Below are 26,120 nucleotides of genomic sequence, written 5' to 3' on the forward strand. Positions count from 1 at the left end.
GATACCTAACTCATGTTCGAACGTATTCTTCGCTTCGCCATCGAGCAGCGCTGGCTAGTGCTGCTGGCGGTCTTGGGCATGGCGGGCGTCGGGGTTTATAGCTATCAGCGCTTACCTATCGACGCTGTGCCCGACATCACCAATGTACAGGTTCAAATTAACGCCGCAGTCCCAGGCGCGTCGCCGCTTGAAACCGAGCAACGCGTTACCTTCCCCATCGAGACGGCGATGGCCGGCTTGCCCCACCTGCGCCAGACACGTTCATTATCGCGCTCCGGGTTCGCTCAGATCACCGTAATCTTTGATGATGGCACCGATCTCTATTTCGCCCGGCAATTGGTGAGTGAACGGCTGCAGGCCGCGAGCAACGAGCTTCCGCAGGGCGTGGAGGTCACTCTCGGTCCCATCTCCACCGGCCTGGGGGAAATCTTCCTCTGGACGGTCGAGGCCGAGCCCGAGGCGCGCCGTCCTGATGGTCAGCCCTACACGCCGACCGACCTGCGTGAAATCCAGGACTGGATCATCAAGCCGCAGCTGCGAAACGTTCGAGGCGTTGCCGAGATCAACACGATCGGTGGCTTCGCCAAAGAGTATCAGGTAGCGCCCGATCCGAAGCGCATGGCCGCGTACCGAATCACTCTGGAACAACTTGTAGTTGCGCTCGAACGTAACAACGCCAACGTCGGCGCCGGCTTCATCGAGCGTAATGGCGAACAATTGTCGATCCGCACACCCGGCCAGCTCGGCTCCCCCGAGGACATTGGCAATATCGTCCTGAGCAACGCAGGCGGTGCGCCCGTGCGGGTACGCGATATTGCCGAAGTGGGGATCGGTCGCGAGCTGCGCTCTGGCGCGGCCACCGACAATGGACGCGAGGTGGTCCTCGGGACCGCCTTTATGCTGGTGGGAGAAAACAGCCGTAGCGTGTCGCAGGCAGTCGCGCAGCGTTTGGAGATTATCAACCAGAACCTGCCAGAAGGCGTGAGCGCCATAACGGTCTATGACCGGACCGACCTTGTTGACAAGGCCATCGCCACGGTTCGCAAGAACCTAATCGAAGGCGCGATCCTGGTTATCGCCGTGCTGTTTCTGTTCCTCGGCAACCTGCGTGCAGCCCTAATCACAGCGATGGTCATCCCGCTTTCCATGCTATTCACCTTCACCGGCATGGCGACTAATAAGGTCAGTGCCAACCTCATGAGTCTAGGGGCACTCGACTTCGGCATCATCGTCGACGGTGCGGTGGTCATCGTCGAAAACGCAATCCGCCGGCTTGCCCACGCCCAGGAAAAACATGGCAGGATTCTGACCCGCAGTGAGCGTTTCCACGAAGTATTCGCGGCGGCCAAGGAGGCACGGCGTCCGCTGATCTACGGCCAGCTGATCATCATGGTGGTCTACCTGCCGATCTTTGCGCTCACCGGTGTCGAGGGGAAGATGTTCCACCCCATGGCATTCACGGTGGTAATCGCACTGTTGGGCGCCATGATTCTCTCGGTCACCTTCGTACCCGCTGCTGTTGCCCTTTTTGTCACCGGTAAAGTGCAAGAGAAGGACAACCGCCTGATGCGTGCCGCGCGCAATGGCTACGCACCGGTGCTCGACTGGGTCATGCGTCATCGCACATTGGTATTCAGTGGCGCCGTCGCTAGCGTGCTGCTGTCTGCGCTGCTGGCCATGCGAATGGGTAGCGAGTTCGTTCCGAGCCTCAGCGAGGGTGATTTTGCGCTTCAAGCTCTGCGCGTTCCAGGGACCAGCCTCTCCCAATCCGTGGATATGCAGCAGCGGCTCGAAAAGGCAATTGCCGAACAGGTCCCGGAGGTCAAGCGTACGTTTGCCCGAACCGGCACCGCAGAGATCGCGGCTGACCCTATGCCGCCGAATATTTCGGACAGCTATGTGATGCTCAAGCCCAAGGAAGAATGGCCAGATCCGGACAAATCCCGCGAGCAGCTCATTGAGGACATCCAGAAGGCGGCCGCATCTGTACCAGGCAGCAACTATGAGATGTCTCAGCCGATCCAGTTACGCTTCAACGAGCTGATTTCCGGAGTTCGCAGCGATGTGGCCGTTAAGGTGTTCGGGGACGACATGGATATTCTCAACAAAACGGCTGATGACATCGCGGCGATACTTCAGGACGTACCAGGCGCGTCCGAAGTAAAAGTCGAGCAGACAACGGGCCTCCCGCTGCTGAGCGTCAATGTGGATCGCGACAAGGCGGCACGCTTCGGACTCAACATCGGCGATGTGCAGGATACCGTCGCCGCCGCGATTGGCGGACGGGAAGCCGGAACCTTTTTTGAGGGTGACCGTCGTTTCGACATCGTTGTTCGTCTTTCCGATACGCTGCGTGCCGATCCGGATGTGCTGGCTCGCCTGCCGATTCCGGTGCCAGCGGTAGCGGGTGCTGCCAACGACCGAATCGACTTTATCCCGCTGGCTGAGGTTGCCACGCTGGAATTCGTGCTGGGCCCGAATCAGATCAGCCGTGAGGATGGCAAGCGTCTGGTGGTGGTAAGCGCCAACGTTCGAGGGCGTGACATTGGCAGTTTCGTCCAAGATGCGTCTGCAGCAATCGCTGAACGAAACCCGGTACCGCCCGGTTACTGGACGACGTGGGGTGGGCAGTTCGAGCAGCTGCAGGCTGCCGCCAAGCGCCTGCAGCTGGTCGTCCCAGTCGCCTTACTGCTGGTCTTCGTGCTGCTGTTCATGATGTTCAACACACTGCGCGATGGGCTGGTCGTCTTCACTGGCATTCCGTTCGCGCTTACTGGGGGAATTCTTGCACTCTGGCTCCGGGACATTCCCCTCTCAATTTCCGCTGGCGTCGGGTTCATCGCGTTGTCGGGTGTGGCAGTACTCAACGGACTGGTGATGATTGCTTTCATTAAAGGATTGCTAGAGGAAGGCCGGCCTTTATCCGAGGCTGTGCGTGAGGGCGCACTGGTGCGATTGCGCCCAGTCCTGATGACAGCGCTGGTGGCGTCGCTCGGCTTCGTCCCAATGGCGTTGGCCACAGGGACCGGCGCGGAAGTCCAACGGCCTCTGGCGACCGTGGTCATTGGCGGCATCCTGTCCTCGACAGCACTGACGCTGCTGGTATTGCCTGCGCTCTATTACACGGCTCTGCAGCGCCGCATGAAACGCAACGAAGAGGATGAGGACGCGAGCTGATATTGGTTTTCTCCCAACGTAGGCCAGGCTTGATGCCTGGCCTTTTTATGAATATCCAATCGAAGCTTCGAAGGGTTCACTGAAAGGATTTGTGGCCCCAATGCGCTGGTAACGACTGACGGGTACGTTATCGAGAAACAAAAAAAGCGCCTCGAAAGGCGCTTAAATACAGCTTTACCAACGGGATTCGGAAGCTATCGGAGGCGAAGATTGTTCGGGTGAAGCGGTTATTCAGTTTTGGATTCTTTCTTTATTTGCATATTGCTCTGATCCGGGCGCGGATTCTTAGCTTCTAGTCCGTCTATTTTTTCTTCACCAGACTCGGTTTCGTGAATCCGTTTTTGTTCTGCACGAAACTTTTCGTTAAATTTCATTGAACGATCGTAGCCGTCTCCTGCATAGGATAATGCGGAGCCGAAGATTACCGATCCAACAATAATAGCTTTCAACAGATTCATATGGGCAGCCCTCGCTAAATTCAAAGTGGCTTGTTGAGCTTTCCCGGTGAGCTCTACAGGTTCTAACGAATTTTGCGCGACTGAAGATAACGGCAGTGTGAGCCAAACATTACATTATTGAAATGTAATCTTCCGCTGTGCAGCTTGAACCACGAAAGATGATGTGAAGATTACAAATCTGTCATATTCAGATCATGACAAGGGTTAGCCAGTTATCGGCGTATTGAAGGCAATGGCGCACGAACTCGGGCGATGATGGTCGGATTTCTGTCAACGGTTTGGAGGCTGTCTCCGTGTCAGACGGTACAAAGGCACTAGTATATTTATTTGTTGCTATAGACGACCGTTTGGCTTCCTGTGCTTAGTCTTTTTTTAGATTTTTAAGGGTGGTTAAAAACCAATGGGCCACGAACATAACCATAACACCGAAGCTATAGGCGATAAGCGTCTAATTGCTGCTATAGGCGTTAACGCCGCATTAACACTGGCACAAATAGTCGGTGGAATACTCTCTGGTAGCTTATCACTCATTGCTGACGCGCTACATAATTTGAGCGATGCCGCATCACTGGTTATTGCGCTGATCGCACGTAAGATCGGTCGCAGACCGCCAGATGCATTTAAAACCTTTGGCTATCGACGCAGTGAAACCATAGCGGCTTTGATCAACTTGGTCACCCTGATCATCGTCGGTCTCTATCTTATTTACGAGGCCATAGGCCGGTTGTTTTCCCCGCAGCCCATTGAAGGTTGGACAGTGGTCGTGGTCGCGGGAATAGCCTTGGTTGTAGATATCGTCACGGCCTTTCTCACCTACACAATGTCCAAGAACAGCATGAATATAAAGGCGGCATTCTTGCACAATGTGTCGGATGCGCTGGCCTCCGTCGGCGTTGTTATCGCCGGGACATTGATACTTCTGTATGGGTGGTACTGGGCGGATACTGTACTGACACTGATGATTGCTGGCTACGTGCTCTGGCAAGGCTTTAGCATGCTGCCTAAAACCATCCATCTGTTAATGGAGGGCGCGCCAGAAGGCGTTTCCGTCGCTGATATAATCAATGTCATGGAACAAGTAAACGACGTCGAGGGCGTTCACCACGTGCATGTTTGGGAAATCGCTGAGCATACAATTGCACTGGAAGCACATGTTGTCATCAAGAAGGCGAGTCTGCCTGGGATCGAACGAGTGAAGACTGATTTGAAACGTGTACTCCATGAGCAATTCAAAATCAGCCACTCGACACTCGAGATGGAGCTAGACGGCAGTGTTTGTCTCGACACCAAGCAGACCGACAATCACTGCAGCGAAGCATAAGCTTACTATGCGCTACAATTAAAACAAGGTATTAACAGAGCGAATAGCCGAATATCACTTATTGGCGCTATGCCCTCGACCTGCGACATATTTCAGGTATATAGATAAGCAGCTCGTCACGATAAAATTCAGCTAACTCAAGTGCACCTGCCGCAGGCTGACGCGATAGCAAGTCTCCTAGCCACTACCACTGACAACGCTCAGATCCAGCGGCGGACGCGGGCGCGGTAGCGAACGAATGATTCGCCGAACAGCGCCTCTAGCGCCCACTCTTCGGGTGCGATCTGGAAACGGTTCATGTACAGCACGAAGGCAACCACGCCCAGCAGGGTTAGAGGCGAGCCCAGGGCCAGCGCCCAAGCTGCTAGGATGATGGCGAAGCCCAGATACATGGGGTTGCGGCTGTACTGGTAGATACCAGATTCCACCAATACCGAAGCCTGCTGCGGCTGCATTGGATTGACCGTAGTGCGAGCGCGGCATAGAAGTCGAACTGCGTGCCGTCCGCTGCCACCGCCTTGCCATCGCCCCAGAGCTTAGGCAGATCAAGCTGCAAATAGAGTTCCACCAGCTCGCGGTTAGCCTTGTCCAGCTTCTCCCCTGATGCACCTTTTGGGCTTCCGCTTCGCCCCGCGCATCCGCGACCTGGGCGACACCAAGCTCTACATCCCGAAGGGCGATGCCGCCTATGACGCGCTGAAGCCCATGATCGGCGGCCCGCTCAACATCAAGCACGTCCGCGCCCATTGGGACGAAATTTTGCGGCTGGCCACCTCGATCAAGCAGGGCACGGTGACCGCCTCATTGATGCTGCGGAAACTCGGCAGCTACCCGCGCCAGAACGGCCTGGCCGTGGCTCTGCGTGAGCTGGGCCGCATCGAGCGCACGCTGTTCATCCTGGACTGGCTGCAAAGCGTCGAGCTGCGTCGCCGCGTGCATGCCGGGCTGAACAAAGGCGAGGCGCGCAACGCGCTGGCTCGCGCCGTGTTCTTCAACCGCCTGGGCGAAATCCGTGACCGCAGCTTCGAGCAGCAGCGCTACCGGGCCAGCGGCCTCAACCTGGTGACGGCAGCCATCGTGCTGTGGAACACGGTTTATCTGGAACGGGCCGCGAATGCCCTGCGTGGCCACGGCAAGTCCGTTGATGACTCTCTATTGCAGTATCTGTCGCCGCTGGGTTGGGAGCACATCAACCTGACTGGCGATTACCTCTGGCGCAGCAACGCCAAGATCGGCGCGGGCAAGTTCAGGCCGCTACGGCCGCTGCAACCAGCTTAACGTGCTTTATTTTCCGTTTTCTGAGACGACCCCAAGGACAACGACGATCAGGGGTAGCCGTGCGGCCGCTGCGCAGGCCGGCTTCAATCCGCGGATGGGGCCGACTCTGCCAGCTTGGCTTCGGTCAGAGTCATCAAGTGGGCGGAACTGCATTTCAGCGCACGGGCGATCTTGAGGATGAGGGGGAGCGTGGGGACATGCTCGCCGCGCTCGATCTTGCCCATGTGAGACCGCTCGATGCCGGCCATGTGAGCCAGCGTTTCCTGAGCGATACCCTGGTTGGTTCTCTCTTCCCGCACGGCAGCCCCAAACGCGATGGCTGGTTCCGCTTCGTAGGTAGTGGTGCCGGTGGGGCGGCCCCTTTGGATCGAACGCTTTGGCATTGCCAAGAGCGTCGAACACGGTCACGATTTAAACCACGTTAAACTTAACTCATTCAACGGCTTCGAGATCAGTTGCCACGAGTTCACCGCCTGGGGGGAGCTGGACGTGGAATCGAGTGACATCACCGCCGAAATTCGCATGGCCGTCCTCGGCGAATGGGTGCCTCCCCAGCTCGCCGACGTGCTCGCCCTGCAGCGTACCGAAGAGCCGGAGACTCATGCCGTCCTGGCCGGCTGGACAGATCCCGGTCGAGGCGCGGAGCTGCCGGGCGACGGCTTCGACTTCGCCTTGTCTGCGGTTGCCCGGCAGTGGCCTGGCTGGGTATGCGAGCCGCTGTGGCATGACACGCTGGCGGTCGCCGTGGCCAAGCGCTCCCACCTGCTGGCCTACCGTGAAGTGCCGTGCCAGGAAGTGCTCAAGCAGCCGTTGATCTGCTCGCAGTCCACGGCCGATGAACCATGGCGCATGACCGTGCAGCGCGTGTTCGAGAACGCGCTGCAAGAGCGAGAGCAAACGGTGGAGACATTCGATGTGGCGATGACGCTGGTTGCCGCCGGGTACGGGATCGCCATTGCGCCTGCCGCGAGACTGGCGAGCTACCTACGCCGAGGCATCGCCGTGCGGCCGCTGGCCGGCGCACCAACGATCGTGATGGCTTACCTGCTCCGCCGCGATGCTTCCTTGTCGGACACCCAGGCAAGATTCGCCCGCCGCGCGCGCTTGGTGTCCTGACAGATACGCCGGGATCGCGGTTTCGCCACGATCCCGCATTCCTGCTGCTAGGCGACCCCGACTCGCGGCGGGGTCCATTCGCTTTCCTTCACGGCTGTGCTCACTGCCATGACGAGCTTGTCGAGATTGCTGGCCGTCACGCCCTCCAGTGCCGAACGCCCCCGCAGCATCGAGCGCGGCTGCAGCAGTGCATGGTAGATCTGCCAAGGGTCGGCACCCCTGGTCAGCTTGAGGACGGACTGGATCAGCTCGTGCTTGAGTGGGTCGAGGTGCCAGTCCGGCACCCGCTGGCCGCGGTTGCCCACGTTCAACGCCAGCAAGTTGCCCGCCTTGATCTCGTAGCTGATCCACCTGCGGGACTTGCCCGCCATCTTCGCAAACGCAGCGACGGGAAGGTTGTGCGGCGCCTCGAAGACATCGAACAGCTCCATCCTCTCGCGCTGAATGTCCGAAGGCACCAGCGGCGCGGCCGATCGAGGGGGCGGAACCGCCGGCAGCCGATGTGCGGCGGCAGAAACCAACGGCATGGCGTCGCCGGGCTTCGTCACGAGCAGGATTGGCGAAGCGGCAACCGGCGTGGAGGGTGCGCTTGCGGTTTGCTCATTCGGGAACGCGGGAACGCCTTCCAGATGCACGGTGAGCGGCATGCTGGCCGCCTCGACCTGGTTCTGCTCGAAGAGGTCGAGCCGATCGGCCCAGTCCTGCATCATGCGGCGACGCTGCTCCACGTACTGGGCATGGTTGTAGGTCGCGCTGACCTTGTTGGGATCGACATGCGAGAGCTGTGCATCCACCCAGACCTTCGGGTAGCCGATCTCGTTGAGCGCAGTGGACATCGTGCCGCGGATACCGTGTCCGGTCAGGCGTTCCTGATAGCCCATGCGCTTGAGGGCACCATTGAGCGTGTTCTCGCTGATGCGCTTCTTCAAGTCGCTGTCGTGCCGGAACAGGTGGCGCTGGGCCGGCTTGAACTCATCCAGCAGGTGCCGGACGATCTCCATGGCCTGAATCGACAGCGGCACGATGTAGGGCGGGATGTCCTTCGCCTGCTGCCGCTTCTTGCGCATATCCAACTGGAGTTGCTTCACGACGTCGGGCGGGATGATCCACAACCCACGGTCCAGATCGAATTGATCCGGCGTCGCCTGTCGCAGCTCTCCGGTTCGCACGCCGGTCAGCAGCAATAGCCGCAGCCCGAGCTGGGTCTGCCGCCTGCCGCGATAGCTGCGCAGCCGCTGCAACAGCTTCGGCAGCTCGGCCATGCGCAGGAACGGGTTGTGGTTGACGGGTGGCAGCGGCAGCGCCACCACATCGAGATCGGAGGCAGGGTTCTGCTCCAGGCTCGGCACGATCACCAGCGCGTAGCGGAACAGTTGGTTGAACCACGTCCTGACTTTCTCGGCGACGGAGAGCGCCCTGCGCTTCTCGATCTTGGCGATCACCTCCAAGAGGTCGGGACGCTTGATCTCATAGATCGACCGCTTGCCCAAGGCGGGCAGCACATCCTTGTCGAAGATGCGCGGAAGTATCGAGAGGGTCGTCTGCCGGCCTTCCTTGAGGCTGAGCCCGCGATGCTTGAGCCACTTGCGATACACCGCCTCGAAGGTGTTTTCGTCGGCGAGCCGGACAGCGGTGCGCTTCTGCTTGCGGTGAACGCGAGGATTGGTGCCTTTGGCCAGCAGGGCGCGCGCTTCGTCGCGCAGGCTGCGGGCCTCGCGAAGCGTCACCTCCGGATAGGTGCCGAGCGACATCCGCTTCTGCTTGCCCGCCCAGTAGTAGCGGAAGTGCCAAGTCCTGCCCCCTGCAGCCGTGACGGCCAGGGAGAGGCCATCCAAGTCAGGGAGGGTGTATGCCTTGCCAGTTGCCTTGGCCTGTCGAACGGCCAGGTCTGAGAGTGCCATGCTCTTGCTCCTGAACATGAGTCAGGAACCAGATGCTGGTCACGTCGACCTCGCCCCTCCATCAACAATCCGGAATCAGCCGCGCCCGCAAAAATGGACTTGTTTGTGGACTTAAAAGTCCCGGCTGTAGATGGATCGCAGTGGACCGCGGCAGAACGTCAAAGAGAGGAAAAGTCCTTGTGTGGCAACGACTTGCAGACTCTCTTGGACTTCTGCGGAAGTCCGCAGAATGATGCAGTGGAGCGGGCGAAGGGAATCGAACCCTCGTCATGAGCTTGGGAAGCTCAGGTAATGCCATTATACGACGCCCGCTCAGGGGTGCCTTTTTACCAGAAGGCGGGGGTGAAATGAAGCGTGGCGGCAGGTTTTTCTGGCCGGTGGCTATGGGCGGTCAGATTTGTGCGATCTCGTTGTCCGTCAATGGTCGGTAGCAGCCAGGTGACAGGCTGGCGTCCAGCAGCAGTGGGCCCATGCTCTCGCGGTGCAGGGTGGTGACCTTGTTGCCGAAGTGGCCGAACATGCGTTTGACCTGGTGGTAGCGCCCTTCATGCAGGGTCAGGCGGGCTCGGCGAGGGCTCAGCAGCACCAGTTCGGCCGGTAGGGTGGTGAGATCCTCGAAACGAAAGTACAGGCCTCGGGCGAAGGCCTCGACGCAGCTGGGATCGATCTCGTCTTCGGTTTCCACCAGATAGACCTTGCCTTGCAGGCTGGTCGGCTGAGTCAGGCGGCGTGACCACTGGCCGTCGTTGGTCAGCAGCATGAGGCCGGTGGTATTGAAGTCGAGGCGGCCGGCGATATGCAGGTCATCCTTGTCCGGTTCATCGATCAGGTCGATCACCGTGCGATGTGCGGCATCACGGGTGGCGCTGACGCAGCCGGGGGGTTTGTGCAGCATCAGGTAGCGGGCGACCTTGCCCGGTTGCAGAACCTGACCATCAAGTTCGACACAGTCGAATATGCGCACCTCCCGGTCCAGGGTGCGAGTGACTTCGCCGTTTACCCGTGCTCGGCCATCGCTCACCAGCCGGCGGACGTCCTGGCGGCTGAGCTGTGCGCGGCTACTGAGATAACGATCGAGGCGCATCAGCTTTTGGCTGCGGTTTCACGACGAGCGCAGCGAGGACAGATGCAGGCCCGGTTTCTGAGGGCAGCGGGAATGCCGTCGAGCGTGTCCTGCGGAATGGTGGCGGTAAAGCACCAGCAGGGCTGGTCCGCGGCGGGATCGCACTCGGCGCACTGGTTGGGCTGGCCGCAGAGCGGGCAGCGTGACGGATCTACAGGCTCGCTCATGGCATTTCCGTTAACGACGAGCTTCGCGTGCCGGCGGGCCGGCACGCGAAGCCGGGTTACATGACGCGCTGGCCGGGCTTGGCGCCGTTATCCGGGCTAAGCAGATAGATCTCGCTGCCGCCAGGGCCTGCCGCCAGCACCATGCCCTCGGACATGCCGAACTTCATCTTGCGCGGCGCCAGGTTGGCGACATACAGAGTCAGCCGGCCTTCGAGCTTGCTCGGGTCGGGATAGGCGCTCTTGATGCCGGAAAAGACATTGCGCGTGGCGTCGCCGATATTCAGGGTCAGGCGCAGCAGCTTGTCGGCGCCCTCGACGAACTCGGCCTTCTCGATCAGGGCGATACGCAGGTCCACCGCGGCAAAGGTGTCGAAGTTGATCTCGGCGGCCAATGGTGCCTTGGCCAGTTCGCCGTTGCCAGCTGGAACAGCGGCTTCGGTGGCGGCCAGATCTTCCTTGGAGGCTTCGATCATGGCGTCGATCTTTGCCGGCTCGATGCGGGTCATCAGCGGGGTAAAGGCGTTGAGCTTGTGGTTGGCCAGCAGCGTGGCATGGTCGTCCCAGCTCAGCGGCGCTACGTTGAGGAACTGCTCGGCAGCGGCCGCCAGGTTCGGCAGCACGGGCTTGAGGAAGATCACCAGCTGGCGGAACAGGTTGACGCCCAGGGCGCAGATTTCCTGCACCTCGGCCTGCTTGCCCTCGACCTTGTTCAGCGCCCAGGGCGCCTTGTCGGCGATCCAGGCGTTGGCGCGGTCGGCCAGGGCCATGATCTCCCGCATGGCGCGAGCGAAATCACGTGCCTCGTAGGCGTCGGCGATGCTCGGCGCGGCGGATTGGAAGGCTGCCCAGAGTTCCGGCTCTGGGTTGGCCTCGACCATCACGCCGTCGTTGCCCTTGTGGATGAAGCCGGCGCAGCGGCTGGCGATATTGACCACTTTGCCGACCAGGTCGGAGTTGACCTTCTGCACGAAGTCGTCGAGGTTCAGATCGAGGTCGTCGACACCACGGCCGAGCTTGGACGCATAGTAGTAGCGCAGGTATTCGGGATTGAGATGATCGAGGTAGGTGCGCGCCTTGATGAAGGTGCCGCGCGACTTGGACATCTTCTGCCCGTTCACCGTCAGGTAGCCGTGCACGTTGACCGCGGTCGGCTTGCGGAAACCCGCGCCTTCGAGCATGGCTGGCCAGAACAGGGTGTGGAAATTGATGATGTCCTTGCCGATGAAGTGGTACAGCTCGGCGCTCGATTCCTTGCTCCAGAAGGCATCGAAGGAAAGTTCGGGGCGGCGCTTGCAGAGGTTCTGGAAGCTCGCCATGTAACCGATCGGCGCGTCCAGCCAGACGTAGAAGTATTTGCCCGGCTCGCCGGGGATCTCGAAGCCGAAGTAGGGCGCATCGCGGGAGATGTCCCATTCCTGCAGGCCACCGTCGAGCCATTCGGCGATCTTGTTGGCCACCGATTCCTGCAGCGCGCCGCCGCGGGTCCACTCCTTGAGCATCGCCTCGAAGTCGGGCAGCTTGAAGAAGAAGTGCTTGGAATCCTTGAGCACCGGGGTGGCGCCGGAGATTGCCGAGCGTGGATCCTTCAGCTCGGTGGGCTCGTAGGTGGCGCCGCATTTTTCGCAATTGTCGCCGTACTGATCTTCGGCCGCGCAGCGGGGGCAGGTGCCCTTGATGAAGCGGTCGGCGAGGAACATGCCCTTCTCGGGATCGAAATACTGGGTCACCGAGCGGGTGGCAATGTGCCCGGCATCGCGCAGGCGGGTGTAGATCAGCTCGGCCAGTTCGCGGTTCTCTGGCGAGTGGGTGCTATGGAAGTTGTCGAAATTGACAAGGAAGTCGGCGAAATCGGCGCTGTGCTCGGCCTGGACGTTGGCGATCAGCTGTTCGGGGGTGATGCCTTCCTTTTCCGCCCGCAGCATGATCGCCGAGCCATGGGCGTCGTCGGCGCAGACATAGATGCACTGGTTGCCGCGCAGCTTCTGGAAGCGTACCCACATGTCGGTCTGGATGTACTCGAGCATGTGGCCGAGGTGGATCGAACCGTTGGCGTAGGGCAGGGCGCTGGTAACGAGGATCTGGCGGGCTTCGGACATGGGGACTCGACAGTCGGAATGGCGAAAGAAAGTCTGCAACTATATAGCTCTGCCACGGTTTTTTCACCCGCGTGACCAAGGTTGGCCGTAGTCCCGGTCGTCGGTGGGCTCGGAACTACAGGGCAGGGTAAGATGCCTGTCTGATTTGCTCGGTCTTTCCAGGAGTAACCATGTCCGTCACCCGCGAAGCTGTGGAAACCGTACTGCGCCAGTACACCGACCCCCATCTGAATCAGGATCCGGTGAGCGCCGGCTGTGTGCGTTCAATCGACATCCAGGGCGACCGGGTCAGCGTGCAGCTGGAGCTGGGCTACGCCGCCGGGCTGTTTCGCAGCGGTTGGGCGCAGATGCTGGCGATGGCCATTGAAGGGCTCGAGGGCGTCAACCGTGCCGATGTGCAGGTGGACTGCGTGATTCGTGCGCACAAGGCGCAGGATCAGGTGCCGGCGCTGGCCAATGTGAAGAACATCATCGCGGTGGCGTCCGGCAAGGGCGGCGTCGGCAAGTCCACCACGGCGGCTAATCTGGCGCTGGCGCTGGCCCGTGAGGGGGCGCGGGTCGGTGTGCTGGATGCCGACATCTACGGGCCGAGCCAGGGCATCATGTTTGGCATCGCCGAGGGCACCCGGCCGGAGATCCGTGACGGCAAGGCGTTCATTCCATTGCAGGCGCATGGCGTGCAGGTCATGTCGATGGCCTTCCTCGCCGATGACAAGACGCCGATGGTCTGGCGCGGGCCCATGGTGTCCGGTGCGCTGCTGCAGCTGATCACCCAGACCGAGTGGAACGATCTCGACTACCTGGTGGTGGACATGCCGCCGGGCACCGGGGATATCCAGCTGACGCTGGCGCAGAAGGTCCCGGTGACCGGCGCGGTGATCGTCACCACGCCACAGGACCTGGCTCTGCTGGATGCCAAGAAAGGCGTGGAGATGTTCCGCAAGGTCAATATCCCGGTGCTGGGCGTGGTGGAAAACATGGCCATCCACATCTGCTCCAACTGCGGTCATGCCGAACACCTGTTTGGCGAGGGTGGCGGCGAGAAGCTGGCTTCGCAGTACAACGTCGATCTGCTGGCCTCGCTGCCGCTGTCGATGGCGATCCGCAGTCAGTCGGATGCCGGCAAGCCGACCACCATTGCCGATCCGGACAGCCAGATCGCCATGATCTATCAGCAGATGGCGCGTACCGTCGGCGCTCGCATCGCCCAGAGTGGGCAGATCATCGCCCAGTCGATGCCGAAGATCGTGGTGTCCGAGGATTGAGTCGACAGCCTGCGGGCGGGGTCAGCTCGCTGCCCGCAGGCTGAAGGAAATCGCAGGCACAAAAAAGCCCCGCCGAAGCGGGGCTTTTTCAGAGAAGCTTCAGGTTAGATAACCTGAACTTCCTCAGCTTGCATGCCTTTCTGGCCGCGGGTAGCGACGAAGGAGACTTGCTGGCCTTCTTTCAGGCTCTTGAAGCCGTCACCCTGAATGGCACGGAAGTGTACGAAGAGGTCGTCACCGGATTGCGGAGTGATGAAGCCGAAGCCTTTCTCATCGTTGAACCACTTAACGGTACCGGTTTGGCGATTGGACATTTGATGTCTCCTTGAACCAAGTTTTGAAGAATAAAGTGCGGGCTAAAAGGCCCGAACATCACTGTGTGCAAGGAGATAGGAGTCGTATCGATATTTGGATCGAAATCTAAACATGTAGCGATTCACGGTGACACATGCAGCAGCAGCCCAGTAACAATACCGTTTTTCTGGAGCAAAGCGAGCTTTATTTTGGATTTCTTCGCCGAGTGGCTGCTGCTGGCTGTGACGGCCGTTGCGGCGCGCCAGTAGCCAGGCTTTGAACACCCGCGCCAGGCTCGGTAAGATGCGCCTCTTCGCAGGCCCATTAACCTATTCAGGACGCCAGCCATGAGCATCAAATCGGACAAGTGGATTCGCCGCATGGCCCAGGAGCACGGCATGATCGAGCCTTTCGTCGAGCGCCAGGTGCGCAATGAAGGCAATGACCGGCTGATCTCCTACGGCGTCTCCAGCTACGGTTACGATGTGCGCTGCGCTGACGAATTCAAGGTCTTCACCAATATCAACTCGGCAACGGTGGACCCGAAGAATTTCGACGAGAAGAGCTTCGTCGATATCAAGAGCGACGTCTGCATCATCCCGCCGAACTCCTTCGCGCTGGCCCGCACCGTCGAGTACTTCCGCATTCCACGCAACGTGCTGACCATCTGCCTGGGCAAGAGTACCTATGCGCGCTGCGGCATCATCGTCAACGTGACGCCGCTGGAGCCTGAGTGGGAAGGGCATGTGACCCTGGAGTTCTCCAACACCACCACGCTGCCGGCGAAGATCTACGCCAACGAAGGTGTGGCGCAGATGCTGTTCCTCGAATCGGATGAGGAGTGCGAGGTGTCCTACCGCGACCGCGGCGGTAAGTACCAGGGCCAGCGCGGCGTGACGCTGCCGAAGGCCTAAGCTTTTCCGGATATGAAAAAACCTGGCCTGAGCCAGGTTTTTTTTTGCGCCGATCTGCCGGTTACCAGCCCGGCACCCCTCGCATGTCCGGCAGTTTGTGGGCGATGCCCTTGTGGCAGTCGATGCAGGTCGCCTCGCCGCTGGCCAGGGCGGTGGAGTGGAACTCCGCTGCACGCTTGCCCTGCCGGGTGAAGTCCATGTAGTCGAAGTTGTGGCAGTTGCGGCACTCCAGCGAGTCGTTCGCCTTGAGCCGTGCCCATTCGTGCTCGGCCAGCTCGCGGCGTTTCTCGAGGAATTTCTCGCGGGTGCTGATGGTGCCGAAGATCTTGCCCCAGACTTCCTTGGAGGCCTGCATCTTGCGCGCGATCTTGTCGGTCCACTGGTGCGGCACATGGCAATCCGGGCAGGTCGCACGCACGCCGGAGCGGTTGCTGTAGTGGATGGTGTCCTTGATCTCCATGAACACGTTGTCTTCCATCTCGTGGCAGGAGATGCAGAATGCCTCGGTGTTGGTGGCCTCCAGCGCCGTGTTGAAACCGCCCCAGAAGATGATCCCGGCGATGAACCCGCCAAGCGTCAGCGCGCCGAGGCTGTAGTGGACGCTCGGTCGCCGCAGGACGGCCCAGTAGCGTTTGAAAAACGACTTGATCGACTTCATCCAGGCCCCCTCAGTTTCCGCCGGTTGATGGTGAGGTTTCCCGGTACAGCAGCTCGTCGATGTTCTTGAAACGGTTTTCCACCAGCGGCTTCACATCCTGCTGCGGCACGTGGCACTGCGTGCAGAAGTACCGTCGTGGCGCCACCGCGGCGAGGGTCTGCTGATCGCGGTCGGTGTAGTGGGTGATGCTGATCATCGGTGCCTGGGCGCGGGCGCTGTTGGCTCGGCTATGGCAGCTCAGGCATTTGTTGGCGTTCTTGTCTACGTGATAGCCGCGGATGCTGTGAGGGATGGTCGGCGGTTGCTCCGGGTAGTTGCGTTCGCGCCGGACATCCTTGTTTTCCTCGTCGTGCAACGGCGGCGGGGTGAATTCCTGGGTGATGGTGCCGCCCGGGCGTCGGCCGTCCGGCGCGGGGGCGTCGAGGGGGTAGTTGGTTTCGGCGGCAACAGCCAGACCGAACACCGCGAGCAGGGTCAGCGGCAGTAGGCAGAATTTCATGGCGGCTCTCCTCAGGCGATGCTGACCACTTCGATCTTCACGGCGCATTTCTTGAAATCGGTCTGTTTGGAGATCGGGTCGGTGGCATCGAGCGTGACCTTGTTGATCAGCTTGTTGGCATCGAAGAACGGGACGTACACCAGCCCCATCGGCGGCTTGTTGCGCCCGCGCGTTTCGACCCGGCCCTGCATCTCGCCGCGTCGGCTGACGATCTTGACCACACTGCCGCGGCGCACGTTGAGCTTGCGCGCATCCTCGGGGTGCATGTAGACGAGGGCGTCAGGTACCGCCTTGTGCAGTTCGTCGACACGCTGCGTCATGCTGCCGGTGTGCCAGTGCTCGAGCACCCGACCGGTGCTCAGCCAGAACGGATACTCTTCATCCGGCACCTCGGCGGGTACCTCATAGGGAAGCGCGAAGATGATCGCCTTCTTGTCCGCATTGCCATAGAACTGCACACCGCTGCCGGCTTCGACGTAGGGGTCGTAACCCTCGCGGTAGCGCCACTGGGTCTCCTTCTCGTCGACCACCGGCCAGCGCAGGCCGCGTTCACGATGGTAGACGTCGAACGCCGCCAGATCGTGGGCGTGGCCGCGGCCGAACTCGGCGTACTCCTCGAACAAGCCCTTCTGCAGATAGAAGCCGAATGCCTCGGCCTCATGGTTGGCGTAACCCTCGGCGATCTCGTCGTTGGAGAAACGATCGACCTGGCCATTCTTGAACAGCACGTCGAACAGCGTCTTGTCCTTGAACTCCGGCGCCTTGCTCAGCAGCTCCGCCGGCCATACCTCATCGACGCGGAAGCGCTTGGAAAACTCCACCAGTTGCCACAGATCCGAGCGCGCCTCGCCGGGTGCGGTGACCAGCTGGTGCCAGAACTGGGTGCGGCGCTCGGCATTGCCGTAAGCGCCTTCCTTCTCCACCCACATGGCGCTGGGCAGGATGAGGTCGGCGGCCTGGGCGGAGACCGTGGGGTAGACGTCCGACACGATCACGAAGGTTTCCGGGTTGCGCCAGCCTGGCAGGATCTCCTGCATCACGTTGGGACCGGCCTGCATGTTATTGGTCACCTGTGTCCAGTACACCTTCAGCACGCCGTCCTTGAGCTTGCGGCTCTGGTCGACGGCGTGGAACCCGGGCTTTTCCTGGATGGTGCCTTCGGGCAGCTTCCAGATCTTTTCGGTAATGGCGCGATGCTTGGGGTTGGTGACGGCCATGTCCGCTGGCAGGCGGTGGGAGAAGGTCCCGACCTCGCGCGCGGTGCCGCAGGCCGAGGGCTGGCCGGTGAGCGAGAACGGGCTGTTGCCCGGCTCGCTGATCTTTCCGGTGAGCAGATGGATGTTGTAGATCATGTTGTTCGCCCAGACACCGCGGGTGTGCTGGTTGAAGCCCATGGTCCAGAAGGACATCACCTTGACCTTGGGGTCGGCGTACAGCTCGGCCAGGGCCTTCAGGCGCTCGGCCGGTACACCTGATTCCTTGGCGGCGTGTTCCAGGGTGTAGGGTTTGAGGAACTCGACGTAGTCCTCGTAGCCAATGTCGGTCCAGGTGTTGGCCACCGCGGCATTCTCGGCCTTCAGCTCCAGTGGATCGGTCGGACGCAGGCCGTAGCCGATGTTCGTGGCACCCTTGGCGAATCGGGTGTGCTTGTCGATGAACTCCTTGTTCACCGCGCCGCTCTGGATGATGTGGTTGGCGATGTAGTTGAGGATCACCAGGTCGGTCTGCGGGTTGAAGATCATCGGGATGTCGGCCAGCTCGAAGCTGCGATGCTCGAAGGTGGACATCACCGCGACCTTGACGTGTGGTGCGCTCAGTCTGCGGTCGGTGAGGCGCGTCCACAGCACCGGGTGCATCTCGGCCATGTTCGAGCCCCACAGCACGAAAGCGTCGGCGGCCTCGATGTCTTCGTAACAGCCCATCGGCTCGTCCATGCCGAAGGTGCGCATGAAGCCGAATGCTGCCGAGGCCATGCAGTGGCGCGCGTTGGGGTCGATGTTGTTGGAACGAAAGCCGGCCTTCATCAGCTTATTTGCGGCGTAACCTTCCCAGATCGTCCACTGCCCCGAACCGAACATGCCGATGGCTTCCGGGCCGCCAGCCTTGAGTGCGGCCTTGTACTTTTCCTCCATGATGTCGAAGGCCTGATCCCAGGTAACCGGCTGGAACTCGCCCTGCTTGTCGAACTTGCCGTCTTTCATGCGCAGCAGGGGCTGGGTGAGGCGATCGGTGCCGTACATGATCTTCGACAGGAAGTAACCCTTGACGCAGTTGATGCCGCGGTTGACGTCCGCCTTGACGTCGCCGTGCGTGGCGACCACCCGATTCTCTCGCGTCGCCACCATCACGCCGCAGCCCGTGCCGCAGAAACGGCAGGGCGCTTTGTCCCACTTGAGGTTAGTGGCGTCCGCTTCGGTGACCAGATTGCTCGCGGTCGAAGCGATGGGCATGCCGGCCACGGTCGCCGCGATGGCGGCGGCATTGGCCTTGGCGAATTGACGTCGGGTAAGGCTCATCAGGCGTCTCCTTCGAGGAGTTCTTCGTGGTAGACCAGGGCGGCGTTAAGGACGCCAGGCAGCTGCTGGATGCGGTCGATCGCAGCGAGGATGCGCGACTCGTGCTCGGCCTCGAGCACCACCACCAGCTTGCCGCTGGGGCTTTCCTGATGCAGCTCGAGACCGGGTAGCAACTGGAGGTTGGTTTTCAGCGCGGCCAGCCACTCGGGGCGGCAGTGCACCAGGAGGCTGGCGATATGCAAAGGGTGTCCCATCACGCGTTTCCGTCTGGCTTGGTGGCAGGGCGTGAGCGCCCCGGTCAATGGTGCGGGAGCTAGGCTGGGCCCGGCGGCCCGAAGATCATCTGCACGATCCAGACGATGAAACCGTAGCCGCTGACCAGCGCGACGCTCAGGATGGGAAACAGAAACACGATCAGGAAGACGAACAGGCGGGTCTCGTCCCGCTTGGTCGAGGCGACAGAGGGGCGGGTGTCATTCGGCGTTACTGTCATTGTTCTACTCCGACTGGCATATAGGGGAGTCTAGTCACTAGACCAACATAGGGCAATGTTCGTTTCGATAGTTTTGCAGTCGGCGCGGCCCCATCGATTGGCGACTCACTCGATCGGCGCGCGGCGACGGGGCAACCGTGCTAGCCTGCGCGGCTTTTTTTGCAGCCTGCTGCAGGCGTTGACGATGATCGAAACCTCCCACCTCAAACGCGGTACTGCCGCTTATCGACGCGCCACGCTGGCGCTGTTCTGTGCCGGCTTCGCCACCTTCGCGCTGTTGTATTGCATCCAGCCGTTGCTGCCGTTGCTGGCCGCGCATTTCGCCGTCTCCGCGGCCAATAGCAGCCTGGCGCTGTCGCTGACGACGCTGTCGCTCGCACTCTGCTTACTGATCTCCGGGGCGCTGGCTGAAAGCTGGGGGCGCAAGCCGGTCATGGCCGCAGCGCTCGGGTTGGCGAGCCTGCTTGGCCTGGCATGCGTGCTGGTGGAGTCCTGGCACCTGCTGCTGCTATTGCGCACGCTGCTGGGCCTGGCGCTGAGTGGCCTGCCGGCGCTGGCGATGGCCTATGTAGGCGAAGAGTTCGACCCGGACTCGCTGCCGGCGGCGATGGGGCTGTACATCGGCGGCACTGCTCTGGGTGGGATGCTCGGGCGTTTGCTGTCCGGCCTGTTGAGTGATCTGGGCGGCTGGACGCTGGCGCTCGGCGGTATCGCCGCGCTGGGAATGGTGGCCTTGAGCCTGTTCGTCTGGTTGCTGCCGGCGTCGCGCCACTTCAAGGCGCAGCCGCTCTCGTTGACGGTCCTGCTGGCCAATTTCCGCCTGCACCTGTCGAACCCGGCCCTGCGCAGCCTGTTCCTGCAGGGCTTCCTGCTGATGGGGGGCTTCGTCGCGCTGTTCAACTACATTGGCTTCCGCCTGGCCGGCGCGCCATTCGGCCTGTCTTCCACGTTCATCGGTCTGTTGTTCGTCGTCTATCTTGGCGGCATTTTCAGTGCCGGCTGGGCGGGCCGTCTGGTGCCGCGCTTCGGTGCGCGGCAGGTTCTGCGCGGCGGCGTGGCGCTCATGCTGCTCGGCGTCGGGCTATGCGCAACGACCTGGCTGGCCAGCATTGTCGTCGGCCTCGGCGTGTTCACCCTCGGTTTCTTCGCCGCGCATGCAGTGGCGAGCGGCCAGGTCGGCAGTCATGCCCAGGGCGCGCGTGCGCAGGCCTCGGCGCTCTATCTCTGCGCCTATTATCTGGGGTCGAGCGTGGTGGGGTACGGTGCCGGGTATGTCTGGGATCACGCCGGCTGGCAGCCGTTGATGGCCCTGCTGGCGGGGCTGTTCGTCATGGCCGGCTGGCGGGCGCGAGCACTCTGAGCAGCCGCGACGGCTTCATTCGCGGCGCTGTTCGCCAGTGAACGACAGCGTCGTCTTGCAGCGCCGACAGTAGTAGCGTCGACCCTTGGCAACCAGCGCATGACGCTGCGGCGTGAAGGCGAACTCCTGATCGGCGCAGCTGCAGCGATAGACGTAGCGTGTGCCGACGCGGCGGCGTATCGCATAGGTGTGGCAGCGATCCGGTGGCAGCTCGTAGACGCCGCGCATGATCAGTTGCCATTCCTCACCGTGGGGCTGAATCCGTGCGCCGAACATCTGATGTGCCACCAGGTGCGCGACCTCATGAGCCACGGTCTGGCGCAGGAAGTGTTCGGTGTTCTCGCGGTAGAGCTGTTCGTTGAAACGCAGCAGATTCTGCTGCAGGTGAGCCACGCCGGCCTTCTGGCCGCGCAACTTCAGGCTCACCTCGGGGCGGGGGAAGCGGCGCTTGAAAAATTGCTCGGCCAGCGCGTAGCAGGCTTCGACGCGGGCATTGAGACGCTCGGGCATTGAGACAACTCCTGGGAGCGCCGCATTATGCCAAAGCGCCTCGGGGCCTAGCAGTCTCGTTGGTCACTCGTTCGGTCGTTCGTTGAATCGGCGTTCGTTGTCCAGACCGCCCGGTTCGTCCTGCGGGCGATTCTCCTCGAAGCCGTAGCTCTGGTTTTCCGGCGTATTGCGCTCATAGGTGGGCTCCAGCACCTGCAGCCAGAACAGGATCATCGGCACCTTCAGGTTGACCAGCACCAGCAGCCCGACAGCCCAGGTACAGGCGCCGTAGAGAAAAGTGTTGCGGTTGTCGATACGCATGAATTTCGGCAGGCCGACAAAGAGCAGGTAGGTCGAGTAGACCCCCGCGGCCACGATCACCAGGATGGCGATCCAGCGCGTCGGGTAGAGCGCGCCAAGCCCGGCGAGGAAGAATGGTGTGATGACGTAGGCGGTGAAGCCGACACACTGGTTGAATGTCGGGCGGGCGTCGAAGGTCCGCGACATCCAGCGGAGGAAGAAGCCCATGATGAACGTGCCGAGGATGATCGTCAGATAGATCAGCAGGCTCAGCTGGAACGCGCTGCGGGTGTCGAGCCAGATGCGTTCGTTTTCCACCAGGCTCCAGCCGACGTAGCGGGTGCCGATGAACATGCAGATGGCAGGCAGCAATGCCCAGAGCAGCAGATGGACAAGGTAGTTGGAGCTGTTCTTCTCCTCGTCGCGGCGAATGTCGGTCCACGCCTTGTCGGGGCGGGTAAGCAATGTGAAAAAGTGCGGGATCATACCGAGTCTCCGTCTGCCTTGAGGGCCGCTGCGCTACGAGTCGCCAGCGGCGTTATGGCTTTAGAACGGCAGATGCGGCGAGGGTTTCCCTGTCGTTTCGTCGCGCTCCCTTGGCGAGTACGAAAAAGGCCGCCCGAAGGCGGCCTGATCAAGCACAGCGGCTCAGCGCACGTAGACGGGGCCGATGCCCATGCCCCAGGTAATGACCGACAGCGCGATGATGGCCACAAGCACCACCAGCCCCACGGCGAGCACCGAGCTGGAGAACATGAAACCCTCGTCTTCCGGGATGTTCATGAACTTCGGCAAGCCAACGTAGAGCAGGTAGGCCGTGTAACAGACCGCCGCGGTGCCCACCAGCATCCCGAGCCACAGGTGCGGGTAGAGGCCGGCGAGCCCGCCGATGAACAGCGGCGTCGCGGTGTACGCGGCGAATACGATGCACTGCGTAAGCGTCGGGTTGGCGTCGTAGGTGCGCGCCATCCAGTGGATGAAACCGCCCATTACCGCCACACCGGCCAGCATCGCAAAGTAGGAGAGTATCGCCAGCTGCATGCAACTGGCCTGTGTCAGCTTGACCGGCTCGCCACCTCCGATGCTCCAACCCACCTGGGTCGCGCCGATGTAGGCCGACACAGCCGGGATTGCCGCAAGCAGCAGCACATGGGTCAGATACATGTGGCTGACGGTCTCTTCCTCGCCACGGATTTCGTTCCACTCCTGACCAGGGTGGGTGAACAAACCCCAAACGTGATGGATCATGCCAGCGTCTCCTCTGCTTATGGAGGGTCGCTTCGCCTGGCGGTCGTCATCGAGGACGGCGCGTGCGACCTTATGTCGCAGTATAGGAATGCGGCTCGTAGATGCATCAGCCCGATTAGAGCGTTTCGAAGCTATGCGGTCAGTGGTAATAGCGCGCGAGTATTTCCATGGCCAGATTGATCGACTGCAGACGCTGGGTGCTGCCGCCGCGATCGGGATGATGCAGGCTCACCAGCTGTCGGTAGCGATGCTTGATCAGCTCCAGCGTAAGCGGCTGGGGCGAGCGGTCCAGCTCGAACAGCTCGAGTGCCGCACGCTTCTCGTCGCTGCCCTGCATGCGCGTCCAGAAGCTTGCCAGCAGGCGTTCTACATCGTCCTCGTCGGTGTCGCGCAGGTTGCTGAGGTCCAGGTAGTACTCGCGCAACGCGTCCTGTTCGGCGAGCCCGGCGGCTGCACTGGCATAGGGCAGCAACTGGATGTGCAGGGGGCTGATCTGCAGATGCCCGCTGCCCTCGGCCCAGAGCCGGTCGCGCAGCAGGTACAACGCGTTGAACACCAGGAAATGCGTGCGGAAAAGCACCAGCTTGTCGGTCAGCGGCAAATTGGGCACGTGCGTGCTGTGCCGTCGCTTGAGCTGTTGGATCAGCTCGTATTCGCTGCGGCCCTCGGGCTTTTCCTGCAACAGCAGAAGCAGATGGTCTGGCAGATCCAGTGCGGGGGAGAGGTCGTCCATCGGCCGAGACTAGCACAGGGCCAGCAACGGCGGGTCAGCGCTGGTTCACATCGGTCGCACGGCGAACGGGCTGCGGTCGGGTCTGCTTTACGCGTAAAATGCGCGGTTTTCGCATCTCACCCGGACACCTGACATGGGCAACCTCTCGGTCAACCAGAACAAACTGCAGAAGCGCCTGCGCCGCCTCGCCGGCGAGGCCGTCACCGACTTCAACATGATCGAGGATGGCGACAAGGTCATGGTCTGCCTGTCCGGCGGCAAGGACAGCTACACCATGCTCGACGTGCTGCTCTATCTGCAGAAGGTCGCGCCGATCAGGTTCGAAGTGGTCGCGGTGAACATGGACCAGAAGCAGCCGGGGTTCCCCGAGCACGTCCTGCCTGAGTACCTGAAGTCCATCGGCGTCGAGTACCACATCATCGAGAAGGACACCTACTCGGTGGTGAAGGAGAAGATCCCGGAAGGCAAGACCACCTGTTCGCTGTGTTCACGTCTGCGCCGCGGCACGCTGTACACCTTCGCCGACGAGATCGGTGCGACCAAGATGGCGCTCGGGCACCATCGCGACGACATCCTGGAAACCTTCTTCCTCAACATGTTCTACGGTGGCACGCTGAAGGCCATGCCGCCCAAGCTGCTCTCCGACGATGGACGCAACGTGGTGATCCGGCCCCTTGCCTACTGCAGCGAGGCGGACATCGAGGCGTACTCGAAGATGAAGGAGTTCCCCATCATCCCGTGCAACCTCTGCGGCTCGCAGGAAAACCTGCAGCGTCAGGTGGTCAAGGAAATGCTGCAGGAATGGGAACGCAAGTCGCCGGGACGCACCGAAATCATGTTCCGCGCGCTGCAGAATGTGGTGCCTTCGCAGCTGGCCGACCGCAACTTGTTTGACTTCAAGAGCCTGCGCATCGACGACAGCGCCACGCCGCGCTTTGTCGATGTGATGAGCCTGTAGGTCGCGCTAGCGGTTTCCGCAGGGCGGGCTTGTTCAGCCCGCCATCGTCATTCATCGCATCGCCTCGGTGGGCTGAAGCCCACCCAGCGAGCTTTTTCGCCATGCGGGTTGAAAGCCGCACGCCTGGCGGAGTATGGTTTGGTCATCTTCTGGAGATCAGCATGTCCCTGAACCCTGTAGCCCTCAACGTTGTCGATGCCGGTGCCATTCGCACCGTGGTCGTTCGTGGGCAGCAGGTTGCCGCCGCTGGTTATTACTTTGGGTATTGGTTTAGCCACAGGCGCGCCTGATACCCCACAGGCGCCCTAGCAAGCAGGGTCGCCACCAGAGCAGTTTTCGAACCCCCGGTCGGCCACCCGACCGGGGGTTTTGTTTTTTCGGCCATCCGATGGCCATAACGCTACGAGGAACACGCCATGACCACCTACCGCACCGATCGTTACTACCGCTACGACTGGCGATTTAGCCGCTTCGACGTCAAACAGCCCTCACGCGACCGAACACCCGACTAGCGCCGCCGCGGACCACCCGCGCCGGCAGAAGGAACCGCCAGATCATGAATGCATCCGCCACCGTACTTGCCAAACAACCCGCCGCCACCGCCGAAGCCAGCGTCGCTCGCCGCAGCGCACAGCCGCTGCCAAGCCCCGCCGTATTGCGCCAGCGTCTGCCCTTGAGCGACGCCCTTGCCGCACGCATCCGCAACGACCGCGACGCCATCCGCGCTGTACTCGACGGCCACGATCCGCGCCTGTTGGTCGTCGTCGGGCCCTGTTCCCTGCACGATCCCGTCGCCGCGCTGGAATACGCCGAGCGCCTGGCCGCGCTGGTGCACGAAGTCAGCGACCAGCTGTTGCTGGTGATGCGCACCTATGTGGAAAAGCCGCGCACTACCGTCGGCTGGAAAGGGCTGGTCTACGATCCGCATCTGGACGGCAGCGGTAACATGGCCGAGGGGCTGCATTTGTCGCGGCGGCTGATGCTGGATATTCTCGAAACCGGTCTGCCCATCGCCAGCGAACTGCTGCAGCCGCTGGCTGCCGGGTACTTCGACGATCTGCTTGGCTGGGCCGCGATCGGTGCACGCACCAGCGAATCGCAGATCCATCGCGAGCTGGTCAGCGGGCTGGACCTGCCGGTGGGCTTCAAGAACGGTACCGATGGCAGCCTCGGCATCGCCTGCGACGCGATGCGTTCGGCCGAGCACCCGCACCAGCATTTCGGCATCGACGAGCTCGGCCATCCGGCCCTGCTGCAGACACACGGCAATCCGGATACGCATCTGGTGCTGCGTGGTGGGCACGGCGCACCCAACTACGATGCCGCCAGCGTCGCCGCCGCACGTGCCGCCCTCGCGCAGCAGGGCATCGCACCGCGAATCATGGTGGATTGCAGCCACGCCAACAGCGGCAAGAACCCGCTGCGCCAGCCGGCAGTGCTGGAGTCGGTCATCACGCAGCGCCTGGCCGGCGATGCGAGCTTGCGCGGCGTGATGCTCGAAAGCCACCTGTTCGATGGTTGCCAGCCGCTCTCCGGCGAGTTGCGCTATGGCGTATCGATCACCGACGGCTGCCTGGGCTGGAGCGGCACCGAGCAGCTGCTGCGCGAGGCAGCCGAGCGATTGCGTGGTTGAGGCATCCGGGGCGGGTGAGGGTGGGCAGGCCGTGGCGTAGCGGTCGCCATCCACGCCTGCGGGCGGTCGGAGTGCCGGCTTGCAGGCAATCGCCAACCTCGGCACCCTTTGCCGTCGCTTGAT

Annotated in this window: 25 protein-coding genes, 1 tRNA gene and 3 pseudogenes; 10 read left to right on the top strand and 19 right to left on the bottom strand. The window is 61.5% G+C overall.

The window, feature by feature from the left end; genetic code table 11:
* Nucleotides 1–12: 12 nt before the first annotated feature.
* Nucleotides 13–3,177, top strand: coding sequence for a CusA/CzcA family heavy metal efflux RND transporter (locus tag PSTAB_RS06210; RefSeq protein ID WP_013982156.1), 3,165 nt, complete (start codon nt 13–15; stop codon nt 3,175–3,177).
* A 227-nt stretch (nt 3,178–3,404) separates the two neighbouring features.
* Here PSTAB_RS06210 and PSTAB_RS21115 read toward each other — a convergent pair whose 3' ends face one another.
* Nucleotides 3,405–3,635 carry a hypothetical protein gene (locus tag PSTAB_RS21115; RefSeq protein ID WP_003282470.1) on the bottom strand — a complete coding sequence of 77 codons (231 nt, stop codon included), beginning with the start codon at nt 3,633–3,635 and terminating at the stop codon, nt 3,405–3,407.
* A gap of 400 nt (nt 3,636–4,035) precedes the next feature.
* On the opposite strand from PSTAB_RS21115, the gene PSTAB_RS06215 reads away from it, so the two are divergent.
* Nucleotides 4,036–4,956, top strand: a complete 921-nt coding sequence (locus tag PSTAB_RS06215; protein WP_011914465.1) for a cation diffusion facilitator family transporter — start codon at nt 4,036–4,038, stop codon at nt 4,954–4,956.
* Nucleotides 4,957–5,156: 200 nt separating this feature from the next.
* Here PSTAB_RS06215 and PSTAB_RS06220 read toward each other — a convergent pair.
* A pseudogene (locus PSTAB_RS06220) lies at nt 5,157–5,435 on the bottom strand (methyltransferase family protein); the annotation flags it as partial.
* Nucleotides 5,436–5,437: 2 nt separating this feature from the next.
* Nucleotides 5,438–5,554 (bottom strand): annotated as a pseudogene (locus PSTAB_RS22125) (Tn3 family transposase); the annotation flags it as partial.
* A gap of 2 nt (nt 5,555–5,556) precedes the next feature.
* Here PSTAB_RS22125 and PSTAB_RS06225 point away from each other — a divergent pair.
* Nucleotides 5,557–6,234: pseudogene (locus tag PSTAB_RS06225) on the top strand (Tn3 family transposase); the annotation flags it as partial.
* Nucleotides 6,235–6,317: 83 nt separating this feature from the next.
* Here the strand turns inward: PSTAB_RS06225 and PSTAB_RS06230 are convergent.
* The gene (locus PSTAB_RS06230; protein WP_003282197.1) at nt 6,318–6,617 is read right to left on the bottom strand and encodes a helix-turn-helix domain-containing protein; all 300 of its coding nucleotides are present in this window, start codon (nt 6,615–6,617) and stop codon (nt 6,318–6,320) included.
* Nucleotides 6,618–6,723: 106 nt separating this feature from the next.
* Between PSTAB_RS06230 and PSTAB_RS06235 the strand changes: the two genes are divergently transcribed.
* Nucleotides 6,724–7,350: a LysR substrate-binding domain-containing protein gene (locus PSTAB_RS06235; protein ID WP_041771671.1), complete on the top strand. Its 627-nt coding sequence runs from the start codon at nt 6,724–6,726 to the stop codon at nt 7,348–7,350.
* A 47-nt stretch (nt 7,351–7,397) separates the two neighbouring features.
* Here PSTAB_RS06235 and PSTAB_RS06240 read toward each other — a convergent pair whose 3' ends face one another.
* The 5 genes from PSTAB_RS06240 to metG form a co-directional block, all read right to left on the bottom strand.
* Nucleotides 7,398–9,251 (bottom strand): tyrosine-type recombinase/integrase, encoded by a 1,854-nt coding sequence (locus PSTAB_RS06240; protein WP_041771672.1) that lies wholly within the window; start codon nt 9,249–9,251, stop codon nt 7,398–7,400.
* A gap of 238 nt (nt 9,252–9,489) precedes the next feature.
* Nucleotides 9,490–9,563, bottom strand: a tRNA-Gly gene (locus PSTAB_RS06245).
* 79 nt (nt 9,564–9,642) lie between these two features.
* Nucleotides 9,643–10,335, bottom strand: a complete 693-nt coding sequence (locus PSTAB_RS06250) for a pseudouridine synthase (protein WP_013982164.1) — start codon at nt 10,333–10,335, stop codon at nt 9,643–9,645.
* The gene (locus PSTAB_RS21120) at nt 10,335–10,541 is read right to left on the bottom strand and encodes a cysteine-rich CWC family protein (RefSeq protein ID WP_079329368.1); all 207 of its coding nucleotides are present in this window, start codon (nt 10,539–10,541) and stop codon (nt 10,335–10,337) included. The genes PSTAB_RS06250 and PSTAB_RS21120 overlap by 1 nt, the downstream gene beginning before the upstream one ends.
* Before the next feature lie 56 nt (nt 10,542–10,597).
* Complete coding sequence (gene metG / locus PSTAB_RS06255) at nt 10,598–12,637, bottom strand: methionine--tRNA ligase (RefSeq protein ID WP_013982165.1); 2,040 nt, start codon at nt 12,635–12,637, stop codon at nt 10,598–10,600.
* A gap of 170 nt (nt 12,638–12,807) precedes the next feature.
* Between metG and apbC the strand changes: the two genes are divergently transcribed.
* The gene (apbC, locus tag PSTAB_RS06260; protein ID WP_011912443.1) at nt 12,808–13,902 is read left to right on the top strand and encodes an iron-sulfur cluster carrier protein ApbC; all 1,095 of its coding nucleotides are present in this window, start codon (nt 12,808–12,810) and stop codon (nt 13,900–13,902) included.
* Between the two features lie 104 nt (nt 13,903–14,006).
* Here apbC and PSTAB_RS06265 read toward each other — a convergent pair whose 3' ends face one another.
* Nucleotides 14,007–14,216, bottom strand: coding sequence for a cold-shock protein (locus PSTAB_RS06265; protein WP_003282211.1), 210 nt, complete (start codon nt 14,214–14,216; stop codon nt 14,007–14,009).
* A gap of 327 nt (nt 14,217–14,543) precedes the next feature.
* Here PSTAB_RS06265 and dcd point away from each other — a divergent pair, with 327 nt between their 5' ends.
* On the top strand, nt 14,544–15,110 hold the full coding sequence (dcd, locus tag PSTAB_RS06270; RefSeq protein ID WP_013982166.1) for a dCTP deaminase: 567 nt from the start codon (nt 14,544–14,546) through the stop codon (nt 15,108–15,110).
* Nucleotides 15,111–15,171: 61 nt separating this feature from the next.
* Here dcd and PSTAB_RS06275 read toward each other — a convergent pair whose 3' ends face one another.
* The 5 genes from PSTAB_RS06275 to napE are packed head-to-tail and all read right to left on the bottom strand — an operon-like array spanning nt 15,172 to nt 19,276.
* Nucleotides 15,172–15,768 (bottom strand): cytochrome c3 family protein, encoded by a 597-nt coding sequence (locus tag PSTAB_RS06275; RefSeq protein ID WP_011912445.1) that lies wholly within the window; start codon nt 15,766–15,768, stop codon nt 15,172–15,174.
* 10 nt (nt 15,769–15,778) lie between these two features.
* The gene (locus tag PSTAB_RS06280; RefSeq protein WP_011912446.1) at nt 15,779–16,267 is read right to left on the bottom strand and encodes a nitrate reductase cytochrome c-type subunit; all 489 of its coding nucleotides are present in this window, start codon (nt 16,265–16,267) and stop codon (nt 15,779–15,781) included.
* Between the two features lie 11 nt (nt 16,268–16,278).
* Nucleotides 16,279–18,783: a nitrate reductase catalytic subunit NapA gene (napA, locus tag PSTAB_RS06285; RefSeq protein ID WP_013982167.1), complete on the bottom strand. Its 2,505-nt coding sequence runs from the start codon at nt 18,781–18,783 to the stop codon at nt 16,279–16,281.
* Entirely contained in the window at nt 18,783–19,037 is a 255-nt protein-coding gene (locus tag PSTAB_RS06290) for a chaperone NapD (protein ID WP_013982168.1), read from the bottom strand. The genes napA and PSTAB_RS06290 overlap by 1 nt, the downstream gene beginning before the upstream one ends.
* A gap of 59 nt (nt 19,038–19,096) precedes the next feature.
* Nucleotides 19,097–19,276 (bottom strand): periplasmic nitrate reductase, NapE protein, encoded by a 180-nt coding sequence (napE, locus tag PSTAB_RS06295; RefSeq protein ID WP_011912449.1) that lies wholly within the window; start codon nt 19,274–19,276, stop codon nt 19,097–19,099.
* 184 nt (nt 19,277–19,460) lie between these two features.
* On the opposite strand from napE, the gene PSTAB_RS06300 reads away from it, so the two are divergent.
* The gene (locus tag PSTAB_RS06300) at nt 19,461–20,636 is read left to right on the top strand and encodes an MFS transporter (protein ID WP_013982169.1); all 1,176 of its coding nucleotides are present in this window, start codon (nt 19,461–19,463) and stop codon (nt 20,634–20,636) included.
* 15 nt (nt 20,637–20,651) lie between these two features.
* Here the strand turns inward: PSTAB_RS06300 and PSTAB_RS06305 are convergent, their stop codons facing one another.
* The 4 genes from PSTAB_RS06305 to PSTAB_RS06320 all read right to left on the bottom strand — a co-directional run bounded on the left by PSTAB_RS06305 (nt 20,652) and on the right by PSTAB_RS06320 (nt 23,406).
* Entirely contained in the window at nt 20,652–21,146 is a 495-nt protein-coding gene (locus PSTAB_RS06305) for a SprT family zinc-dependent metalloprotease (RefSeq protein ID WP_013982170.1), read from the bottom strand.
* A gap of 63 nt (nt 21,147–21,209) precedes the next feature.
* Nucleotides 21,210–21,911, bottom strand: coding sequence for a Yip1 family protein (locus tag PSTAB_RS06310; protein WP_011912452.1), 702 nt, complete (start codon nt 21,909–21,911; stop codon nt 21,210–21,212).
* A 162-nt stretch (nt 21,912–22,073) separates the two neighbouring features.
* Nucleotides 22,074–22,673: a Yip1 family protein gene (locus PSTAB_RS06315; protein WP_011912453.1), complete on the bottom strand. Its 600-nt coding sequence runs from the start codon at nt 22,671–22,673 to the stop codon at nt 22,074–22,076.
* 139 nt (nt 22,674–22,812) lie between these two features.
* Nucleotides 22,813–23,406 (bottom strand): DNA-J related domain-containing protein, encoded by a 594-nt coding sequence (locus PSTAB_RS06320; RefSeq protein ID WP_013982171.1) that lies wholly within the window; start codon nt 23,404–23,406, stop codon nt 22,813–22,815.
* A gap of 133 nt (nt 23,407–23,539) precedes the next feature.
* Here PSTAB_RS06320 and ttcA point away from each other — a divergent pair, with 133 nt between their 5' ends.
* From ttcA to PSTAB_RS06330, 3 genes are all read left to right on the top strand, one after another.
* A complete protein-coding gene (gene ttcA, locus PSTAB_RS06325; RefSeq protein ID WP_011912455.1) occupies nt 23,540–24,364 on the top strand; it encodes a tRNA 2-thiocytidine(32) synthetase TtcA in 825 nt (274 codons plus the stop codon).
* A gap of 161 nt (nt 24,365–24,525) precedes the next feature.
* Nucleotides 24,526–24,654: a hypothetical protein gene (locus PSTAB_RS22020; protein WP_017244708.1), complete on the top strand. Its 129-nt coding sequence runs from the start codon at nt 24,526–24,528 to the stop codon at nt 24,652–24,654.
* A gap of 266 nt (nt 24,655–24,920) precedes the next feature.
* Entirely contained in the window at nt 24,921–25,997 is a 1,077-nt protein-coding gene (locus tag PSTAB_RS06330; protein ID WP_013982172.1) for a 3-deoxy-7-phosphoheptulonate synthase, read from the top strand.
* Nucleotides 25,998–26,120 lie beyond the last annotated feature (123 nt).

It is taken from the genome of Stutzerimonas stutzeri, assembly GCF_000219605.1.
Taxonomy (GTDB): domain Bacteria; phylum Pseudomonadota; class Gammaproteobacteria; order Pseudomonadales; family Pseudomonadaceae; genus Stutzerimonas; species Stutzerimonas stutzeri.

Excerpts from the sequence above, each read along its gene's own strand:
- PSTAB_RS06215 (WP_011914465.1), top strand. The coding sequence starts at position 4,036 with ATGGGCCACGAACATAACCATAACACCGAAGCTATAGGCGATAAGCGT.
- PSTAB_RS06265 (WP_003282211.1), bottom strand. The coding sequence starts at position 14,216 with ATGTCCAATCGCCAAACCGGTACCGTTAAGTGGTTCAACGATGAGAAA.
- PSTAB_RS06240 (WP_041771672.1), bottom strand. The coding sequence starts at position 9,251 with ATGGCACTCTCAGACCTGGCCGTTCGACAGGCCAAGGCAACTGGCAAG.
- PSTAB_RS22020 (WP_017244708.1), top strand. The coding sequence starts at position 24,526 with ATGTCCCTGAACCCTGTAGCCCTCAACGTTGTCGATGCCGGTGCCATT.
- PSTAB_RS06280 (WP_011912446.1), bottom strand. The coding sequence starts at position 16,267 with ATGAAATTCTGCCTACTGCCGCTGACCCTGCTCGCGGTGTTCGGTCTG.
- PSTAB_RS21120 (WP_079329368.1), bottom strand. The coding sequence starts at position 10,541 with ATGAGCGAGCCTGTAGATCCGTCACGCTGCCCGCTCTGCGGCCAGCCC.
- PSTAB_RS06250 (WP_013982164.1), bottom strand. The coding sequence starts at position 10,335 with ATGCGCCTCGATCGTTATCTCAGTAGCCGCGCACAGCTCAGCCGCCAG.
- apbC (WP_011912443.1), top strand. The coding sequence starts at position 12,808 with ATGTCCGTCACCCGCGAAGCTGTGGAAACCGTACTGCGCCAGTACACC.
- napE (WP_011912449.1), bottom strand. The coding sequence starts at position 19,276 with ATGACAGTAACGCCGAATGACACCCGCCCCTCTGTCGCCTCGACCAAG.
- PSTAB_RS06230 (WP_003282197.1), bottom strand. The coding sequence starts at position 6,617 with ATGCCAAAGCGTTCGATCCAAAGGGGCCGCCCCACCGGCACCACTACC.
- PSTAB_RS06305 (WP_013982170.1), bottom strand. The coding sequence starts at position 21,146 with ATGCCCGAGCGTCTCAATGCCCGCGTCGAAGCCTGCTACGCGCTGGCC.
- dcd (WP_013982166.1), top strand. The coding sequence starts at position 14,544 with ATGAGCATCAAATCGGACAAGTGGATTCGCCGCATGGCCCAGGAGCAC.
- metG (WP_013982165.1), bottom strand. The coding sequence starts at position 12,637 with ATGTCCGAAGCCCGCCAGATCCTCGTTACCAGCGCCCTGCCCTACGCC.
- PSTAB_RS06275 (WP_011912445.1), bottom strand. The coding sequence starts at position 15,768 with ATGAAGTCGATCAAGTCGTTTTTCAAACGCTACTGGGCCGTCCTGCGG.
- napA (WP_013982167.1), bottom strand. The coding sequence starts at position 18,783 with ATGAGCCTTACCCGACGTCAATTCGCCAAGGCCAATGCCGCCGCCATC.
- PSTAB_RS06320 (WP_013982171.1), bottom strand. The coding sequence starts at position 23,406 with ATGGACGACCTCTCCCCCGCACTGGATCTGCCAGACCATCTGCTTCTG.
- ttcA (WP_011912455.1), top strand. The coding sequence starts at position 23,540 with ATGGGCAACCTCTCGGTCAACCAGAACAAACTGCAGAAGCGCCTGCGC.
- PSTAB_RS06315 (WP_011912453.1), bottom strand. The coding sequence starts at position 22,673 with ATGATCCATCACGTTTGGGGTTTGTTCACCCACCCTGGTCAGGAGTGG.
- PSTAB_RS06310 (WP_011912452.1), bottom strand. The coding sequence starts at position 21,911 with ATGATCCCGCACTTTTTCACATTGCTTACCCGCCCCGACAAGGCGTGG.
- PSTAB_RS06290 (WP_013982168.1), bottom strand. The coding sequence starts at position 19,037 with ATGGGACACCCTTTGCATATCGCCAGCCTCCTGGTGCACTGCCGCCCC.
- PSTAB_RS21115 (WP_003282470.1), bottom strand. The coding sequence starts at position 3,635 with ATGAATCTGTTGAAAGCTATTATTGTTGGATCGGTAATCTTCGGCTCC.
- PSTAB_RS06210 (WP_013982156.1), top strand. The coding sequence starts at position 13 with ATGTTCGAACGTATTCTTCGCTTCGCCATCGAGCAGCGCTGGCTAGTG.
- PSTAB_RS06330 (WP_013982172.1), top strand. The coding sequence starts at position 24,921 with ATGAATGCATCCGCCACCGTACTTGCCAAACAACCCGCCGCCACCGCC.
- PSTAB_RS06300 (WP_013982169.1), top strand. The coding sequence starts at position 19,461 with ATGATCGAAACCTCCCACCTCAAACGCGGTACTGCCGCTTATCGACGC.